Origin of the sequence: Gordoniibacillus kamchatkensis (genome assembly GCF_000829455.1) — a bacterium.
GTDB lineage: Bacteria > Bacillota > Bacilli > Paenibacillales > NBRC-103111 > Gordoniibacillus > Gordoniibacillus kamchatkensis.
Genome location: NZ_JXAK01000022.1, coordinates 50381 through 69204 on the forward strand (window position 1 = coordinate 50381; position 18824 = coordinate 69204).

Consider the following 18824-nt stretch of genomic DNA (forward strand, 5'->3'; position numbering starts at 1 on the left):
GGTGTACAAATACTACTCACAAAGCGCCAATATAGACCGGGAGTAAGGCGGTTGACCGCCGGCCAGCCAGTATAATAAAACGGAGCCATGCGCCGCCAACGCGCATGGCTCCGTTTTATTCTTTCAACGAACGACGATCGTAACGCATCGATAACGAGCTCGGCTGTCCGTTTCGGCTTGGTAACTATTATCACGGAGCCGGAGAGCTTATGAAGGTTGGAACATTGTTGGTTAATAGTTGCGTGATGAAATATTACACAAATAACCCGAGGGAGGCACGATTAATAGCAAGAGACGAGGCGTAACAAAAGGATGAAAGCGGAAACATGTAAAGTAATATAACATAATCACAAATTTTTTTCACTAAACTATAAAAATTTCACTTTACTAAAACGCTTTCTCGAGTTAATATAATCTTAAGAAAGTCATAAAATATGACACATTTCATTCTTGATCGACATTAAACGACATAATTGAGGATCGTTCCGGAGGTACACATGGATCTTCATCTGCAGGCAACGCCGTCTCGCGAATCGGGAGAACCTTTGGTCCCGCTGTCGAACCTGTCTCCCCGAATCAAGGTGTTTCCGTATTATTATCATCACAATGTTACAGGGGCGATGAACGAATGCTATTTGCGCGCTGGGGCGGCACAGCGGCTCGTACAAGCGGCCGGGAAGCTCCCGAAGGGACTGCATTTCCTCGTTTTGGACGGCTGGAGGCCATACGAGGTGCAAAAAGCGCTGTACGATATGACAAAAGAAGCTTTTGAGAAAAAAGGCATGAGCGAAGACGAGGTTCGCCGCGAGATTTCCAAATTTGTCGCCTATCCGTCGGACGATGCGGATGCCCCTTCTCCGCATATGACCGGCGGTGCGGTCGATCTTACGATCGCCGGAGCGGACGGCTGGCTCGACATGGGAACGGGCTTCGACGAATTTACCGAAAAAGCGAGAACGGACTGGTACGAAACGGCCAAAGCTCTAAGCGAAGCCGAACGCGCCGTCCGGGACAACAGAAGGCTGCTCAAGCAAGCGATGACGGAAGCCGGATTTCGCAGCTATGACGAAGAATGGTGGCATTTCGACTACGGGAATATACCGTGGGGGAAAGCGACCAATCAAGTCGCCATTTATAAAGGTGTGAAGCAAGTTTCAATATATTAAATTAAAATTTAATATATTGTGACTTTATATAAACTTATCATCATATTTATTTAGGAGGGTTCCCATGAAGTCAAGATTTGTGCAAACCTCTCTTTTGCTCGTTCTGGCAGCGGCGCTGACGGCTTGCAGCAACAAACCGAGCCAGCAACCCGCGCAGCAAAATCCCGCGCCGTCCCCCGCAGCGGCCGCAAGCAGCTCTGCCGCAGGCAAAGACTCCCTGGTCGTGGCCATGACAGCTGACGAAGGCACCCTTGATCCCGCCGTGACGATGGACAACGCAGCCTGGAAAATTACGTATCCGACGTACGAACGGCTGGTCGAATACAATGGGGCGTCAACGGAAGTGAAGCCGGGGCTCGCCAAGGAATGGAAAGTTTCTCCGGACGGCCTCACCTGGACGTTCATCTTGAACGAAGGGCACAAATTCGCCGACGGAACGCCGGTCGACGCGCAGGCTGTCAAGTTCACGTTCGACCGCATCCTGAAAATCGCCAAAGGGCCGGTCGATGTGTTCGGCGTCATTCAGGATATCAAAGTGCAGGACCCGAACACCGTCGTGTTCACGCTCAAGAAAAACTTCCCGCCGTTTCTGTCCACGCTGGCCGCGAACTACGGCGGCATCGTCAATCCGAAGGTGATGGAGCACGAATCGAACGGCGATTTGGGCCAAAATTATTTGGCCAGCCATACGATGGGCAGCGGTCCTTACCAGCTGGCGGAATGGAAAAAAGGCGAGTATTTGAAGCTTGAGCTCAATCCGAACTCCGCCGGCAAGCCTGCGCTCAAAACCGTATATTTCAAAATCGTCGCCGACTCCTCGGCGCAGCGCCTGCAGCTGGAAAAGGCGATATCGACATCGCGGAAGGCATCCCGGTCGAGCAGCTGAAAAGCGTCTCCGCTCTGCCGAACGCGCAGGTCGTACAGAAGCCCAGCCTGTTTGTCGACATTGCCTACATCAATGCGAGCAAGGGCAACCCGGCGCTGCAAAACCCGAAAGTGCGGCAGGCGATCAGCTACGCGGTCGATTACGGCTCCCTGACGAAAGCGGTGCAGCAGGGCTACGCCACGCAAATGCGCGGGCCTATCCCGCAAGGGCTGTGGGGCCACGACGACCAGGCGAAGCAGTACACGCACGATACGGCGAAAGCGAAGTCGCTGCTCGCCGAAGCGGGAGTGAGCAACCTGTCGCTGGATCTGCTGTATTCGGACAAGTGGCCGTGGTGGGAGACGGAAGCGCTGACGCTGCAATCGTATTTGGCCGAAGCGGGAATCAAGCTTAACCTGAAAAAAGTGGCTTACGCGACGCAGCGCGACATGATCGACAAAGGGCAGTTCGATCTGTCCCTCGGCATTTGGAGCCCGGACTTCGCCGACCCGTTCATGTTCATGAACTACTGGTTCGATTCGAAAAACTTCGGCCTGTCCGGCAACCGCGCCTTCTACAAAAACGACAAGGTGGACGAGCTCGTTCGCAGCGCCGCTTCGAGCAACGACCAGGCGCAGCGCGAAAAGCTGTATAAAGAAGTGCAAAACATCGTCATCGACGACGCTCCGTACCTGTACCTGTATCAGAAAGATTATTTGCTCCCGATCAGCAAAGGCGTTAAAGGCTTTAACTACAATCCGATGCTGGAAGGTATTTACAATCTGGCAGAGATGTCGAAATAGATGAAGGAGCGAGGTGTTTCCACATGAGGCAAATGATTGCCAAACGTCTTGTCATGCTTGTCCTCGTGGCGTTCGGCGTGACGCTGATCACCTTCTTCCTATCCCACATCATTCCGGGAGATCCCGCGAGGATGCTGGTGGGACAGCGCGCGAACGAGGAAACACTGCAGCAAGTCCGCCATCAATTGGGCCTAGACCAGCCGGTCTGGGTCCAATATTTTACTTATCTTAAAGGACTTGCTTCAGGTGACCTCGGAACCTCGATACGAACGCAGCAGCCGGTCGCGCACGATTTGCTGACGTTTTTCCCGGCGACGGTGGAGCTCGCTTTGTGCGCTTTTGTCATCGCGATCGTCGTCGGCGTTCCGCTCGGCGTCCTGTCCGCCGTGAAGAAGGACACCGGCTGGGACCACGGGGCGCGCGTGTTCTCGATCGCGGGCGTATCGACGCCGGTATTTTGGAGCGGACTCGTCATGATTTTGATTTTCTACGGCTATTTGGGCTGGTTTCCTTCCACCGGGCGGCTCGATCTGAACATTCAGCCTCCTGCGAGCATTACCGGACTGTATTTGCTCGACAGCATATTGACCGGCAATTGGCCCGCTTTCAAAAACAGCTTGTGGCACATCGTCATACCGGCGGTTACGCTCTCTTACGCGCAGCTCGCGATCATTACCCGGCAGGTGCGGGCCAGCATGCTGGAGGCGCTCGGACAGGAATATATCCGCACGGCGCTGGCCAACGGCATCAGCGGGCCGCTCCTGCTGTTCCGGTATGCGCTGCGCAACGCGCTCATCCCGACGGTAACGGTCGTCGGGCTGTCGTTCGGCTCGCTGCTCGGCGGTGCCGTCGTCACGGAAACGATATTCGGCTGGCCGGGCATGGGCAAATATGTGGTCGATTCGATCGCCAATCTCGATTTTCCGGCGATCATGGGCTTTACCCTCGTCATTTCCATCGGGTACGCCCTGATCAACCTCATCGTGGACTTGACGTATTACATCCTCGATCCGCAAATCAAACCGTAAGGGGGAATCATGATGGAGTTGCAGACGGCCGAAGCGGTCCTCCCCGCGAAAGAGATCCATCCGTTCTGGTACAAGCTCAAGAAGAACCCGATGACGCTCGCCGGTTTGGCGGTGCTTGCGGTCATCGTCCTGCTGTCCTTGGCGGCGCCGCTCATCACCTCGTTCGACCCGAACAAAATCAACGTCGTCGAGCGGTTCCAAGGCCCGTCGGCGAAGCATTGGTTCGGTACGGACGAAGTGGGCAGAGACATTTTTACCCGCATTCTGTACGGCACGCGCCTGTCGCTCGGCATCGGCGTCGCCATCGTCGTGGCGGCCGGCGCCATCGGGACGGTGCTCGGTACGGTGTCCGGCTATTTAGGCGGCAAGATCGACCAAATCATGATGCGGATTATGGACATGATTCTCGCTTTCCCGACGCTCATTTTGGCGATGGCTTTCGCCGCTGCGCTCGGTCCGAACCTGCAAAACGCGATGATCGCCATAGCGGTCGTGAAAATACCGGTATATGTCCGTCTGGCGCGCGGGGAGACGCTGGCGCTGCGGGAGAAGCTGTTCGTGAAAGCGGCGGTGACGTTCGGCATCAAGCCTTGGCGCATTATCGCGCGGCACATTGTGCCTAACGTCGTGTCGCCGATCGTGATTCAGGTGACGCTCGACATCGGGGACGCGATTTTGCTCGTGGCGACGCTCGGCTTCCTCGGGTTGGGCGCCCAGCCTCCCACTCCGGAATGGGGGGCGATGATCAGCGTCGGGTGGAAATATTTGCTCGACTATTGGTGGTATCCCACGTTTCCGGGGCTGGCGCTGTTTCTCGCATCCGGCGCTTTAAATCTGATCGGGGACGGCATCCGGGACATTCTGGATCCGAAGTCCGGCCGCTAGGAGGAGGGACTTAAGATGCTGCTGGAAATCAAAGATTTGTCCGTGGAATTCCACGGAATGCGCGGCACGATGAAAGCCCTGCACAACGTCAGCCTCTCCGTCGACAAAGGTGAAATTGTCGGCATCGTGGGGGAATCGGGCTCCGGCAAATCGGTGACGGCGCTGTCCGTCTTAGGCCTGCTGGACAAAAACGCGGTGGTGACAAGCGGAGAAATCCGATATGCCGGCCGCAATTTGCTCGCCCTAGGCAAGAAGGAAAAGCAGGCAGTCCGGGGCAAACAAATCGGCATGGTGTTTCAGGAGCCGATGACGGCGCTGCATCCGACGATGCGCGTCGGCAAGCAGCTGGCGCAGGTGATCAAGCGGCATCGCGGCGTATCCGGGCAAGAGGCGGAGCGTCTGGCGGTGCACGCTTTGCGGGAAGTCCATATTCACGATCCCGAGCTGGTGGCGAGGAAATATCCGTTCGAGCTGAGCGGCGGCATGAGGCAGCGGGTCGTGATCGCTTTGGCGATGGCCGCTCCTCCCGAGCTGCTCATTGCGGACGAGTCGACTACCGCACTCGACGTAACCATTCAGCACGAAATATTGAAATTGATGAAGGAGCTGTCGGAGCGGCGCGGTACTTCGATCGTATTCATTACGCACGACCTGGGCATCGTGGCGCAATTGTGCGACCGGGTCGCCGTCATGTACGCGGGGGAAGTCGTCGAGACGGGAAGCACGGCCGACGTGCTGCGCTCGCCGCAGCATCCGTACACGCAAGCGCTGCTGCATGCGCTGCCGGATCTGGCCGATCCGGACGAGCCGCTCTTGGCGATCGGCGGCGAGGTGCCCGATTTGCGCCGCAGGCCGGCAGGCTGCAGCTTTGCTTCGCGCTGCAGCCGGGCTACCGAAGAATGCAGGCTGGGCAAGCCGAGATTGGAAGAGCGGAAGCCCGGACACGAAGTCGCATGCTGGAAGGGGGCGGATGGAAGCCATGGATGACATGATTCGGCTGCAGCAAGTGCACAAGCAGTTCGGCAAAGGCAAGCAGCTCGTTACGGCGGTGAAGGAAGCGGATCTGGCGATCCGGAGGGGGGAAGCGTTCGGGCTCGTCGGCGAATCCGGCTCCGGCAAAAGCACGATCGGCAAAATGCTGATCGGCCTCGAGTCCCCGACGGCCGGCGCCATTACTTATCTGGATCGTCCTCTCTGGGACAAAGGGCAGTATCGCAGTCCCCGTCCGGGCGAAATCCAGATCGTGTTTCAAGACCCGCAGTCTTCGCTCGATCCGAGAATGACGGTGAAAGATATTATCGTGGAGCCTCTCCATGCGCTGCCCTCCGCGGAGCGGAAGGAGAAGGGGACGCAGGCGCGGCTCGTTTCGCTGCTCCGGCGCGTCGGCCTGAAGGAGGAGCACCTTTCCCGCCATCCGCACGAATTCAGCGGCGGGCAGCGGCAGCGGATCGCGATCGCGCGGGCGTTAATTACGGATCCCTCCTTTCTCGTGCTGGACGAGCCGACATCGGCGCTCGACGTTTCCGTGCAGGCGCAGGTGCTCAATTTGCTCAAAGAATTGCAAAAAGAGCGCAACTTGACCTATTTGTTCATTTCGCACAATATGGCCGTCATTCGCTATATGTGCGACCGGGTGGCCGTCATGTACAAGGGCCATATCGTCGAAGTCGGCCCCGCCCGGCCGATGTTCCGCGAACCGGATCATCCGTACACCCGCATCCTGCTGTCTTCGCTGCCGAGCGTGTATGAACCGTCCGTGCCGGCCGGCGGATTTGCCGAACCCGCTGCGGACGGAGGCGCGAACGCCTGCTCGTTTTATTCCAGATGTCCTTCCCGCCAGAACGCATGCCTGCAAGCCCCCGCATTCGCTGAGAAGGAGACGGGCTGGAGCAGCGCATGCCATTTCCGAGGGGGGCGGGCGCATGTTTAACGGGGAACGGGTGCGGGAAATCCGCAAGCAAAAAAATTACACGCTGAAACAATTGGCGGAAAAAACGGGTCTCAGCATCGGCCTCCTTTCGCAAATCGAAAGGGGGCTTGTAGACCCTACGGTAGGAACGTTCTGGAAAGTTTGCACCGCTCTCGACATTCCGATCCATCACTTTTTTCAAGGCATCGAGGAAGAGCATATCGTCGTCCGCAAAGACCGGCGCCGGCTCATGGATCTGTCCGATTCCAAGGTGCGGTACCATATCCTGTCCCCGAGCGCTCGGGAAGATCGAGTATTTGCTTGTGGAAATCCAGCCCGGGGAGATGGCCGAAGCCGAGCTGGTCAGCCATCCGGGCGAGGAATGCGGGTATATTTTGCAAGGGGAAATGAAGGTGATCCTGGGCGGGCAGGAAATTTATTTATACGAGGGAGACAGCATTTGTTTTCCAAGCACGACTCCTCACCGCTACGTCAACACCGGGGACAAAACGGCGCTCTCCATATGGGCGATGGTGCATTGACCCCCGCCGGCCTGGCCGGACGGTGATTTCGGCAGGCGCCTCATTGAGTCCCCGGCCATGCGGGAGTTATACTGAAAGTGACCGGACGTAAACGCGGGGAACCCTTTGCCCGATCAGGCAAACGACTTCGTAGTTGATTGTATTCATGTGCGCAGCGACTTCATCGATCGCGATGAACGCTTGCTCCGTGCCGCCGAACAGAACGACCTCGTCGCCGGCTTGCACGTCCGGGACGGATGTCGCGTCCAGCATCGTTTGATCCATGCACACTCTGCCGATAATCGGAACCCGCGTATGTCCGATCAGGGCGAAGCCTTTGCCCGAAAGCTGCCTTGACAATCCGTCGGCATAACCGACCGGAATCGTGGCGACGGTGCAATCGCTTGCTGCGGTAAACGTGCGTCCGTAGCTGACGGACTGGCCTGCGGAGATGCGCTTGACGGCGGAAACCCGCGTTTTGAGCTGCATCGCCTGCCGGAGCGGAAAGCCGGGGTGGTCGATGTCGGCGGATGGCTTCAGCCCGTACAGGGCGATGCCTACCCGGACCATGTCCAGATGCATATCCGGAAAATGCATCGCTGCCGCGCTGTTGCAGCAGTGCTTGAGCGGAACGTCGATATGATGTTCGTGCAGAAATTCGATATAAGAGCGGAACGTTTCGAATTGGCGGCGCGTGTACGGCGATTCCGGGTTGTCCGCTTCCGCGAAATGGGTGAACATACCTTCCAGATCGACATGGCGGGAAGCGAGCGCTTGTTGCGCCAAGGCTAGCGCCGCCTCTTTGCTCGTGACGCCGATGCGGGACATGCCGGTATCGATTTTGAGATGAATGGCCGCACGCCGCTGCAGCCGTTCCGTGCAGGCGATGAGCTGGCCAAGAACGTCAGCGGAGTATACGGTTAACGTCACGCGGTTAAGGACGGCGGCTTCGACGGATCTGGGAGGCGTGTAGCCCAGAACGAGAATCGGCAGGTCGATGCCTGCGGCTCTTAATTGCAGCGCTTCGTCCAAAATGGCGACGCCGAGCCAATCGGCTCCCGCTGCGATCGCCGCTGCGGCGACTTCGGCGGCCCCATGCCCGTACCCGTTCGCTTTCACAACGGCCATCAGCCGGCATGAAGCGCCTATCGCGGTTTTGAACAGCTCGGCGTTATGAGAGATGGCGTCAAGCGAGATTTCGGCCCATGTATCGCGGTGGCCGATCCGATTCTCGGGCGATAGTTGCGTTATCATCGTTGAATCCCCCTTGCTGGTTCTTACTTTAGTATAAACGGAATCTGCAAACGCTTGTTTGTCGGATTCGAAGAAAAACGCAAATCGCCTTTGTGCGCTTGCACAAATCGTGCTTCACCTTGGATAGTGGGGGGCAAGAAAGAATGCTTATGGACGAAGACCCGTTCGACAGAAGCTTTGAAAGTCTGGAAGCTTTGGCGGAAACGATGAACGAAGTGCTCGGATGTCCCGTTACGATCGAAGATGCGAACCATCGGCTCATCGCGTACAGCTCTCACGATCCGCAAATGGATCCGGCCCGCATCGCGACCATTGTCGGCCGCCGCGTGCCGGAGAAAGTGATCGGCGGGTTGTGGCGTGAAGGCGTCATCCAGCGGCTTGCGGAAAGCGACGACCCGGTCCGCATACCGGCGATCCGGGATATCGGCTTGAATGACCGCGTGGCGATCGCCATTCGCAAAAACGCGGACGTTCTCGGCTACATTTGGGTCGTCGAGGATGACAAACGGCTTGACGCGCGCGAGCTGATCCTGCTGAAAAAGGCGGCGGAAGCGGCGAGAACGAAGCTGGTCCAGCTTCAGACGCAGCGGCGTAAAGTGGAAGAGGGACACAAAGATTTTTTCTGGCAGCTGCTGACGGGGCATTTGAAATCCGAAGCGCAAATCAAAGAACGGGCGGACAGAGCAGCGGCGGTGCTCCCGCCTTCGTTTCACGTGCTCATGCTGCAGTTCGGCTCGGAGATTACCGACAAAAGGTACCAGCAAATTCTGGACATGATGGCTGCGGCCGGGCAGCTTCGGTTCGTTTTCCACGTTGTCGTCGAGAGCCAGCTGATTTTGCTGGCATCGCCCCTTCACCGGCATCCGGCCAAGGACCAATTCAGCCGGCAAGCGGCGGATTTCGTCGCCCAGGCGGAGCGCCGGTTCGGCTCCGCTCTGGCGGCAGCGGGCAGCGGCTCTCTGTACGAGCAGTATACGATGGTGGAGCAAAGCTATCAGGAAGCGCTCATGGTGCTGCAAATCAAAAGGCAATTCCCGCACGAAACGAGGAACATCCTCTGTTATCCCGACCTCGGCTATTACCGCTTCCTGCCCTTGATCCTCGAAGAAAAACGGAAGCGCAGCTTCAAAAATCCGTGCCTGGAGAAGCTGAGGGAATACGACCGCGAGCACCACGGCGACCTGCTGCATACGCTCGAGGTGTTTTTGGCAAGCGACAGCAACGCGAAAGAGGCGGCGGACGTTCTTCACGTCCATACGAATACGCTGAACTACCGGCTGAAGCGAATCTCGGAAATCGGCGGCATCGATCTGGTGAACATGGATCAGAAAGTAACCCTCTACCTGGAATTGAAGACGGAGCGGCTCGGCGGCGGCTGACGCTTTGTCGATTTTCACAATCCGGGCGGCGGTTTTTCATATTTCCCGACAAACAAAAATATCGTTCTATCTCCTATACTTGGCTTACACACCATCACCGAGGAGGAAACGATATGCGAATCGGCATACCGAAGGAAATCAAAAACAATGAAAATCGCGTGGCCATCACCCCGGCGGGCATCATGGCTTTCGTCCAAGCAGGGCATGAAGTCGTCATCGAAAGCAATGCCGGTCTCGGCAGCGGCTTCCTGAACGAAGAATATGCGGCGGCCGGCGCGCAAATCATCGATGATGCTGCAGCCGTATGGGCCGCTGCGGATATGGTCATGAAAGTGAAAGAACCGCTCCCTGCGGAATACGGGTATTTGCGCGAAGGACTCGTTTTGTTTACGTATCTGCACTTGGCGGCCGAGCCGAAGCTCGCTCAGGCCCTTGTCGACAAAGGCGTGATCGCCATCGCTTATGAAACGGTCGAGGTGAACCGCTCGCTGCCGCTGCTGACGCCGATGAGCGAAGTGGCCGGTCGGATGGCCGCCCAGATCGGCGCGCAGTTTTTGGAAAAGCCGAACGGCGGCAAAGGAATATTGCTCGGCGGCGTTTCGGGAGTCCGGCGCGGCAAAGTGACGGTGATCGGGGGCGGCGTCGTGGGCACGAACGCCGCGAAAATCGCCGTCGGACTCGGCGCCGACGTCACCATAATCGACGTGAGCGCGGACCGGCTGCGCCAGCTCGAGGATATGTTCGGAGCAGGCGTGCAAACGTTGATGTCCAACCCGTTCAATATCGCCGAAGCGGTCGCCGAATCCGATCTCGTGATCGGCGCGGTGCTCATTCCCGGGGCCAAAGCGCCCAAGCTCGTGACCGAAGCGATGGTCAAAGCGATGAAGCCGGGATCGGTCATCGTTGACGTTGCCGTCGATCAAGGCGGCATCTTCGAGACGGTCGACCGGGTGACGACGCATGCCGAGCCGACGTATGCGAAGCACGGCGTCGTGCACTATGCCGTCGCCAACATGCCGGGGGCCGTGCCGAGAACGTCGACGATCGCTTTGACGAACGTGACGATCCCGTATGCGCTGCAAATTGCGAACAAGGGCGTGAACCAGGCGATCATGGATAACAAGGCACTGCTGCTTGGCGTCAATGTGGCGTGCGGATCGGTCACCTACGAAGCCGTGGCGAAAGATCTCGGCTACGAATACGTGCCGGCCGAAAAAGCGCTGGCCAAACAGAAGGCCTTATCGTAAAGCCTCGAGTGCTCGCATAGTGCGTACACCGCTTGCGCGGTCCGACTTTTCCAAGTCGGGCCGCGTTTTTTTATGGCGTTAAACATGGCAGCGGGTGGACGGCGGTCGTGCGTATTGGCGGAACTATAATGTTGCGAAATAGTCTAGGGGGCGTTTCGGAAGAAGGGGCTTCCGTGCAAATGGAAAAAGTATCCACCACCATCACCGGAGTGCGCCAAGCGGAGTTGATCGATGTGCCGACTCCTGTTCGAGATGGCACTTGTGAAAATTCTGGTGATTGCTCCGGGGCGGTACCCGCCCGCCGTGACGGTCATTGGCACATGTACATTTACTGGTAGCAGACAGGGATGTCTTACACGACACGGGGCGGGTGGAACGAATGAAGTGGAGCGACTGCGCGGGTACATATAAAGCGTTTGTCAGTTTAGGTTCAACTTGTCAAACCGCTTATCAGCTGAAAAGGTTAGGTCTGCGAAAATTTGCCGGACCGTTGGATTGGTTTGTCTCGCCTTCGGTTCCGGATGTAGCCCGGTTGATCCAGAACCGTTTTACTAATTTCTTCGAATTGAACAGGCTGCAGCTACTCGGTACGGACCTGGATTGCTACGTCGTCAGAGATGCCGGTTACGGTATCGTTTCTTATCACGATTTTCCGCTTAGTTTGCCGGAATACCGCTGGACCGATGCCTACTACCCTTTTAAGCAAAAGATGGATCGGCGTGTAAAAGCGTTTTTATCGATGGCAGCGGTCAAGCCAATCTGCCTGATCAGAACCCAAACATCTCGTTCGGAAGCGGAGCAACTTCGCGCAGCACTAAATAGCGTCATGCCCGGTAAGTTTCGGTTAATCATAGTCAACAATGCGGATGTTCATGAAGTGAGACACGAAGACTGGGGGCTAGCCGACGTCTGCTCTGTATCGGTTCCTAAAGGGGCGGATTGGAAAGGCTCCGATCGGGCGTGGGATGAAATCATGAAAGGTTTTAAGCTGGCTCCAGGACCTAGGTCATAAGGGTGTCGTAAAATGTAGTATACGGTCAGAATGTATTCTACTATAATAAGGTTGGTTGTAAGATATAGGCAACTAAGAGAGGAGTGGAGGCATTGAAATACAAAATCCTTACTTTAGTTTTCATAAGCCTGTTCATGTTGACAGGCTTCATCCAACCCGCAGCGTTCGCGGGAACTTTCAATATCAAGATCGAGGACCCGGCGCTGGAAAAGGCCATACGGGACGAATTGAAGTTGGATGCCGGCGCGGCGCTTGATTTTACTGCCTTACAGAAGCTGACCTCCCTATATCCGAAGGGGCAGGAAAAGATCAAAAGCCTGAAAGGACTGGAGATGGCATTTAATCTTCAGAGTTTGTTTTTGCCGAATCAGGAAATTTCGGATGTAAGTCCTCTCGGCGGGTTGTATAAATTAACGTTCCTTGCACTGAACCACAACCGCATCCAGAACGCATGCCCGCTCGGTAATCTGTTTCAATTACATAAGCTTGTGATCAGCGATAATCAAATCGAGGATATCAGCTGTTTCTCGCGACTGACCGGTCTGACCGACCTGCTGGCAAGCAATAATAAAATTCAAAGCATTGCTCCTCTTGCGAAGCTTAAACTTGGCTGGCTGGATGTTGCAAAAAACCCTGTTGCCGACCTGGCTCCTGTTGGTTCTATGAAAAAGCTTCATCATATTTTCGTTGATCAAGATACGTTGAACGACCCGTCTAAATTACTGCAGGAGAAGCTCGGGCAATCAGGCGTAGCGGTGAATCGCGCTTCAGCCGCGTCGGATGGCATATCCGGAATATCGGTTCTCGTGAATAACGATAGGGTTTTGTTCGACCGGGCTCCAGTGGTGGAGGAAGGAACGACTTTGGTCCAGTTCCGGCCTTTGTTTGAAAAATTGGGGTTCGTCATTCATTGGGATGAAAGTACACGGACGATTCAAGCGGAGAAAGACCATGTGCAAATTTCGCTGCAGGTCGATAATCCGAGCGCCAGTTTGAACGGTACTCCGTATACTCTGCCTGTTGCGCCCAAAGTCGTTGACGGCAATGTGTTTGTGCCGATTCGTTTTGTAGCGGAAGCGTCGAAATACGATGTAACGTGGGAGAGTCAAACAAAGACCATTTATCTTATGCCCGTACATACGGTTATTAGCCCGGACGGACGATCCAAGTTAACCGTTGGCGGAAAATGGCTAAGCAAAACGCCGCCGTCGTCGACTGCTTTTCAAATTTATGTGGAAAATGGAAACAACTCAATCTTATCCATGACGGATTCTAAAGCAAGAATCGGCAAAGCGATGACAATCGAAGATTATGAAGCTGCCGTTAAGAAGGCGATGGAACCTCAAAACATAGCCGAATATTCCGCAGACCAAACTATGAAAATCAACGGCATGGAGGCCCGGCAATTTTCTTACACGGTTACCGGAAAGAACGGGGTTAACTTTACGGTAATCCAAACGCTGATTGAAGGCAAGTACAGTTATTTTCGAGTTATCCTATTAACCGGAGACCCGGTATTTTCCGAAGTCAATCAGGATTACCAGAACATCGTTCAGACGTTCGAAGAAATAAAAACGGACGACGAGCTGAGCAAGGAAAAGTTCGGGGCGATGAAGCCTGCGGAACGTTTGCTGGATGCAGCGCATTACTACAGGGGGCTAGGCTTTTTTGACCGCGATAAGGGATTGACGGATCAACAATTTGACGATAAGTTTTTAGGGTTTTACAAAGGATTTGTAACCAAAGATTGGGATCCGTTTGACTCTTCCGAGTACTATGACGAGTTTGCCGAACTGTATGTATTACAGCAGGACCAAGACCGTGTCTGGCTAAAGGATACCGAGGCGGATGTCGGCAAAGGAAACGATGTATATGTCGCTACATTGGAGAAATGGAGCTGGATATCCCGCGGAGCCTTCCAACCGACCGATATTACGGAAACATGGGGCTCCGAAGAGGGACCGGTCACTGTCAGCTTTACGCTGAACGGCCAAAAGAAAGTGCTGCATCCCCAATATATGAATGATTTTATAGATACGGGAATTTTGGCGGAGATCAATGAGATGATTAAAGAAAGCGGATACCAGTTCGAAGCCGTGGAAATCGACCAGCAAGTTTTTGTAACGGTATTGACGGCCGAAGAGAAGTCCAAGATCCGAAAAGACCGTTATCTTCCATTTGTCTCCTATAATTAAAGATGAGGCCATTCTTCCGTCGGGAGGAATGGCCGTTCTCTCATTTCGATACGATGCTGACTGTTTTTCTCCATCTGGATGGGATTTCCTGCCGGGGTGGAGCAGAGCATATTTCCGGCATAATAGGCATAGCGAAAAGAGAATGAGCATGAACATGAACCAAGGAAGTGACACAGATGAACAACGTCGCAAATGAAAAAATCGTCTATGTAGATCCGAGAGTCCCGCTGCGTGAAAAACCTCGATATAACGTGAGGCCGTGGCATAGATACTGGGCGAGAATGATTGATGTGTTTGTTTTCTCGCTTATTCTTGATCTTGCGTTATTTTTCGCAATTGATCTCTTAAGTCTGAGCAGAGCCGAGAGCATCGGGCTCGGTATATGCTTCTTACTGGTGTGGGTGCCTGTTGAGGCAATACTGCTATCGACTGCAGGATCTACGCTCGGAAAGTGGTTGTTTAACATCCGGGTCAGAGACCTGAACGGAGATAAATTGAGTTTGCGGGCGGCTCTGAAGCGCGGGTTCAAAGTTTTTTTACGCGGTATGGGCGGAGGTATTCCGCTAGTGTCATTTTTTTGTATGCTCAGCGCCCATAGCAGACTAGTTGACCAGGGCGCAACAAGTTGGGATCAAGGTGATCTGAAGATTGAACATATTCCGCTTGGACTATTTAAAAAACTGATTTGCATAGCGGCGGTTATCGGGTATTTATATCTTAGATTCATTGAAAAAATACATTTATTCTAGCCGGAGACGCGCAACAGCAGACGGCAGGGGAATGGGAGATTATGAATTTCGATAAGATCGACAAGCTAAAAATAGAGCTAGACTCGCTTAGACCTCTCCCGTCGGCTGCTGTCAGCATTGTATCGGGAAGAAGCGGCACTGAGCTTGCTTCAAAGGATTACATTACCAGGACTGAGATTGCGGTTATGATTCAAAGATTATTACAAAAATCCGGTCTGATTTAAGTAGAGAGCGTATGACAAAACAAAGATCCGCAGACGCCAAGTTTGCGGATCTTTGTTTTGTCGAAACAGGCTGCGTTGTTTAGAATTTGTTTATCGACGAGCGCTATGATGATTTTTTTTGTTCATGATCAGGTTGGCAGGTCTGCATTTATTTACGCGTGATGAATACGAGGCATAGGCATCGGTTCTTTCCCAAGCTCGGCCCAAACGTATTTGAGCAGAAGCTCGGTTTTCAGATTCGCGTATTCCCGGTTCGTCCCACAGGTTGTGAAGCTCGCCGGGATCGTCATGCAGGTCGAAGATTTCACCGTAGGTTTGGTTATAGTACACGGTGATCTTGTACCGGTCATCCACATACGTTTTCTGATTGATCGTCGTCGGCTCGTGCCTGAATTCGCAGATGGCGTGCTTCCTGATTCGGTTCTTGACGCCTTGCCACACCTCCTTCTGGTCCACTCCCGTCATGGCGTACGGAATCGGAATGCCGCAGAAGGAAAGGAAGGTGGGGGCGAGATCGACCAAGGATTGGATGGCGTTCGACCGCTTCCCCGCCGGCACGATGCCGGGATATTTGACGATAAAGGGGAGCTTGATCAAATCCTCGTAATGAAATCCTCCTTTGGCCTGCAGTCCGTGCTGTCCGAAGAAATGGCCGTGGTCCGTCGTAAAGACGACGATCGTATTTTCGGCCAACCCCAGCTCATCCAGCTTATCCAGGATTTTGCCGATATATTTGTCCATCATGCTGATCATGCCGTAGTAAACGGCGACCAGCTTCTTTTTGTCATAGTCCGTCAAGCGGAATTTCGTGCCGTATTCGTAAAATTGATGGGAGCGGTAGCCGTGGATCCCGTACCCGGTTTCCATCAGGTTCGAGAAATCGGGGTTCTCCTGTTGCGTCAAGCCAAAATGGGGCGGATTCCGGTCATGCTCTCCTTCAGTGACGGAAGGAATCGTAAGCTTGTCCGGATCGTACATCGTATCCCAAGGCTCCGGTACCAAATATTCCGGATGAGGATCGAAGAAGCTGGACCACAGGAAGAAGCTTTCATCCGAGCTTTTATATTGCTCCAGAAGGGCATTCGTCCGCTCCGCAATCCAAGTGTTGTAGTGGTATTTTTCCGGAATCGGCCATTTGTACGTGATCGATGGATCCATCGTACCTGTCGGCGGCAGGAAGTAGTCCCGCCAGTTCGAGCAGCCCTTTTCTTCCATCCATAGCGCATAATGCTGCCCGACATGCGCTTCGTTCGTATGGTTGCGCGCCAGCTCGACGTGATCGAATCCGTAAAACGGGCAGTTGAACTGCTTCCAATACTCCAAATCCTGAAGAACCGGATACGCTTCTACCGATGGGAACTCCTCCGTCGTTTTCAGAGGCTGAAAATGCGCCTTCCCGATGAGCGCGGTCCGATACCCCGCATCCATGAAATCCTCCCCTACGGTATGGCGGTCCTCGAGCAGCTTCGTCCCCAAGGTCCATGCGCCATGCTGGCTCGGATACATGCCGGTGATGATGGAGGCTCTGCTGGGAGTGCAGGTAGGATTCGGACAATAGGCCCGTTCGAAGGTGGTCCCCTCGCGGACGAGGCGGTCTAAATTCGGCGTGGAAATTTCCGGATTGAATGCGCCGATGGTGTTCCAATGCTGTTGATCGCTGGTAACTAACAAAATGTTAGGTTTCTTGGCCAAATTGAATCGCCTCCTGCCATGATAATATGGGGTCAAGAAGTATATTAGAGTTGTCATTTTGTTAGATTAGGAGGAGAGCCGTGATACAGGAATACTGTCTCTCGGTTACCCGAACTTTTACGCGTTTACCAGAGCGTTCCAGAGCTACTATAAGCATTCCCTCCTTTCCATACGAAAAACCGCCTTTAAAATCGGGGTTCCCGCCTAAGAGGGGGAAGTGGATGAGGGGATCCGATTTCAACGAAGCCGGAGAGCCCATGTCCAAATCAGCAGTTGCGCACAGTAGCGAGCATTTTGTCAAAAAAGTACTAAAAAACTTCAAACTTATTCAGCTGCATGAACGGCGCTATAATGAAAACGTAATCAGAAAACGTTATCAGAAAACGGAAAACGCTGTCAGAAAGCGCAACCATGGTTTGGGAGGTTTTTTCCAAATGAGAATTATTTATTTCGATATCGATTCGCTGCGGCCGGACCATATGAGCTGCTACGGATACGAAAGAAAAACGACACCGAATATCGACCGAATCGCCGCTGAAGGAGTGCGGTTTGAATCGTGCTATACCGCTTCGTCACCTTGCGTGCCTTCGCGTGCCAGCTTCATGTCCGGCCGTTTCGGCGTCAATCATGGCGCGCTGACCCACTGGGGCCCCGGCTGTGAATTCGATTATCCGGATGGAGACGGACACAGCGAAACAGTTCCGTTCTTCACCAGATATTTGCGCAACGCAGGCTATCGGACGGTTACGTTCTCTTCGTTCGGAGACCGGCACCATGCTTGGTGGTACTTTGCCGGCTGGAACGAAGTGCACACGCATTCGCTTAAGGAAGGCAACGAGAATGCGGACGAAGTGAACGCCGCGATCATCCCGTGGCTGCGTGCCCACGGCAAAGAGGACAACTATTTCCTCCACATCCAGTACTGGGATCCGCACACGATGTACACGTATCCGCAAGAGTACGCGGACCAGTGGAAGGATTCTCCGGTCAAAGCGTTCCCCGATGAGGAGACGATTCAGAAGCATCGGCAAGCAAGCTTCCCACGTTCAGCAACTTTCCTGCACACGGCAAGCAAGCTTCCGGGAACGATGCCGGAGCAGATCCGCAGCCGCGACGATGTCGCTCATCTGATCAACGGCTATGACGGCGGCATCAACTATATGGACAAGGCAATCGGCGAGATCCTTCAAACGCTGGAGGAGCTCGGCATTCATGATGACGTCTGCTTCGTCATCAGCGCGGACCACGCCGAATCGCTCGGCGAGCACGGGGTCTACATGGAGCATGGCAACGCGACGGAATCCGTGCATCACATTCCGCTTATCATTAAGGCGCCGGATATTACGAAACCGGGCCAAGTGGTGGAAGGCTTCGTTTACAATGTCGACGTCATCGCCACGATTACGGATATGGTCGGTCTTCCGGTTCCATCCGGGTGGGACGGGAAATCGTTCTTGCCGGCGCTGCGATCGGAACAGTGGGAAGGCCGCGAATATCTCGTCATGGATCACGCCTTGTATGTATGCCAACGCGCGGTTCGCGACAGCAAATGGTATTTCGTCCGCACGTACCATACCGGACTGTACGATTTTCCACAAGTTTCGTTGTTCGACATGGAGAATGATCCGTATCAAACGAACAATGTGGCGGATCAATATCCGGAAGTCGTCAAAGAAATGGATCACCGCCTGATTGAATGGATGCAGCAGCACGTTTACAAAGCCGGGCACAAAATCGATCCGCTGCAAAAGGTCATTGAAACCGGCCCTTGGAAATACGTCACCGTCGAGGGTTGGGTGCAGCGGCTGCGGCGGGACGGCTGGCACGATGCGGCGAACAGGCTGGAAGCCAAGTACGGCGGCTCCGGTGTAAAATCGGCGTACGGCGTGTAAGGC

Annotated in this window: 14 protein-coding genes and 3 pseudogenes; 15 read left to right on the forward strand and 2 right to left on the reverse strand. The window is 54.4% G+C overall.

The window, feature by feature from the left end:
• Positions 1-497 precede the first annotated feature (497 nt).
• The 8 genes and pseudogenes from SD70_RS14060 (at position 498) to SD70_RS38035 (ending at position 7198) form a co-directional block, all read left to right on the forward strand.
• Complete coding sequence (locus tag SD70_RS14060) at positions 498-1166, forward strand: M15 family metallopeptidase (protein WP_052487421.1); 669 nt, start codon at positions 498-500, stop codon at positions 1164-1166.
• Between the two features lie 268 nt (positions 1167-1434).
• Positions 1435-2834: pseudogene (locus tag SD70_RS14065) on the forward strand (ABC transporter substrate-binding protein).
• 23 nt (positions 2835-2857) lie between these two features.
• Positions 2858-3862, forward strand: coding sequence for an ABC transporter permease (locus SD70_RS14070; protein WP_041048164.1), 1005 nt, complete (start codon positions 2858-2860; stop codon positions 3860-3862).
• A gap of 9 nt (positions 3863-3871) precedes the next feature.
• Complete coding sequence (locus tag SD70_RS14075) at positions 3872-4747, forward strand: ABC transporter permease (RefSeq protein ID WP_041048165.1); 876 nt, start codon at positions 3872-3874, stop codon at positions 4745-4747.
• A 15-nt stretch (positions 4748-4762) separates the two neighbouring features.
• Positions 4763-5734, forward strand: coding sequence for an ABC transporter ATP-binding protein (locus SD70_RS14080; RefSeq protein ID WP_041048167.1), 972 nt, complete (start codon positions 4763-4765; stop codon positions 5732-5734).
• Entirely contained in the window at positions 5727-6677 is a 951-nt protein-coding gene (locus tag SD70_RS14085; RefSeq protein WP_082053359.1) for an oligopeptide/dipeptide ABC transporter ATP-binding protein, read from the forward strand. The genes SD70_RS14080 and SD70_RS14085 overlap by 8 nt, the downstream gene beginning before the upstream one ends.
• Positions 6670-6807: pseudogene (locus tag SD70_RS38030) on the forward strand (helix-turn-helix domain-containing protein); the annotation flags it as partial. The gene SD70_RS14085 and the pseudogene SD70_RS38030, both read left to right, overlap by 8 nt.
• A 172-nt stretch (positions 6808-6979) precedes the next feature.
• Positions 6980-7198, forward strand: coding sequence for a cupin domain-containing protein (locus SD70_RS38035; RefSeq protein WP_231571214.1), 219 nt, complete (start codon positions 6980-6982; stop codon positions 7196-7198).
• Positions 7199-7264: 66 nt separating this feature from the next.
• Here the strand turns inward: SD70_RS38035 and alr are convergent, their stop codons facing one another.
• Positions 7265-8431 carry an alanine racemase gene (gene alr, locus SD70_RS14095; protein WP_052487423.1) on the reverse strand — a complete coding sequence of 389 codons (1167 nt, stop codon included), beginning with the start codon at positions 8429-8431 and terminating at the stop codon, positions 7265-7267.
• 143 nt (positions 8432-8574) lie between these two features.
• On the opposite strand from alr, the gene SD70_RS14100 reads away from it, so the two are divergent.
• The 6 genes from SD70_RS14100 (at position 8575) to SD70_RS14125 (ending at position 15237) form a co-directional block, all read left to right on the forward strand.
• On the forward strand, positions 8575-9810 hold the full coding sequence (locus SD70_RS14100) for a PucR family transcriptional regulator (protein WP_041048170.1): 1236 nt from the start codon (positions 8575-8577) through the stop codon (positions 9808-9810).
• Positions 9811-9923: 113 nt separating this feature from the next.
• Positions 9924-11057 (forward strand): alanine dehydrogenase, encoded by a 1134-nt coding sequence (gene ald, locus SD70_RS14105; protein WP_041048171.1) that lies wholly within the window; start codon positions 9924-9926, stop codon positions 11055-11057.
• A gap of 379 nt (positions 11058-11436) precedes the next feature.
• The gene (locus SD70_RS14110; protein ID WP_041048172.1) at positions 11437-12069 is read left to right on the forward strand and encodes a DUF1796 family putative cysteine peptidase; all 633 of its coding nucleotides are present in this window, start codon (positions 11437-11439) and stop codon (positions 12067-12069) included.
• A 92-nt stretch (positions 12070-12161) separates the two neighbouring features.
• Positions 12162-14264 carry a stalk domain-containing protein gene (locus SD70_RS14115; RefSeq protein WP_041048174.1) on the forward strand — a complete coding sequence of 701 codons (2103 nt, stop codon included), beginning with the start codon at positions 12162-12164 and terminating at the stop codon, positions 14262-14264.
• Positions 14265-14440: 176 nt separating this feature from the next.
• On the forward strand, positions 14441-15013 hold the full coding sequence (locus SD70_RS33310; RefSeq protein WP_052487424.1) for an RDD family protein: 573 nt from the start codon (positions 14441-14443) through the stop codon (positions 15011-15013).
• 41 nt (positions 15014-15054) lie between these two features.
• Positions 15055-15237, forward strand: coding sequence for a hypothetical protein (locus SD70_RS14125; protein WP_041048175.1), 183 nt, complete (start codon positions 15055-15057; stop codon positions 15235-15237).
• A gap of 152 nt (positions 15238-15389) precedes the next feature.
• Here SD70_RS14125 and SD70_RS14130 read toward each other — a convergent pair.
• A pseudogene (locus SD70_RS14130) lies at positions 15390-16929 on the reverse strand (sulfatase family protein).
• Positions 16930-17363: 434 nt separating this feature from the next.
• Between SD70_RS14130 and SD70_RS14135 the strand changes: the two are divergent.
• The gene (locus SD70_RS14135) at positions 17364-18821 is read left to right on the forward strand and encodes a sulfatase family protein (protein WP_041048205.1); all 1458 of its coding nucleotides are present in this window, start codon (positions 17364-17366) and stop codon (positions 18819-18821) included.
• Positions 18822-18824 lie beyond the last annotated feature (3 nt).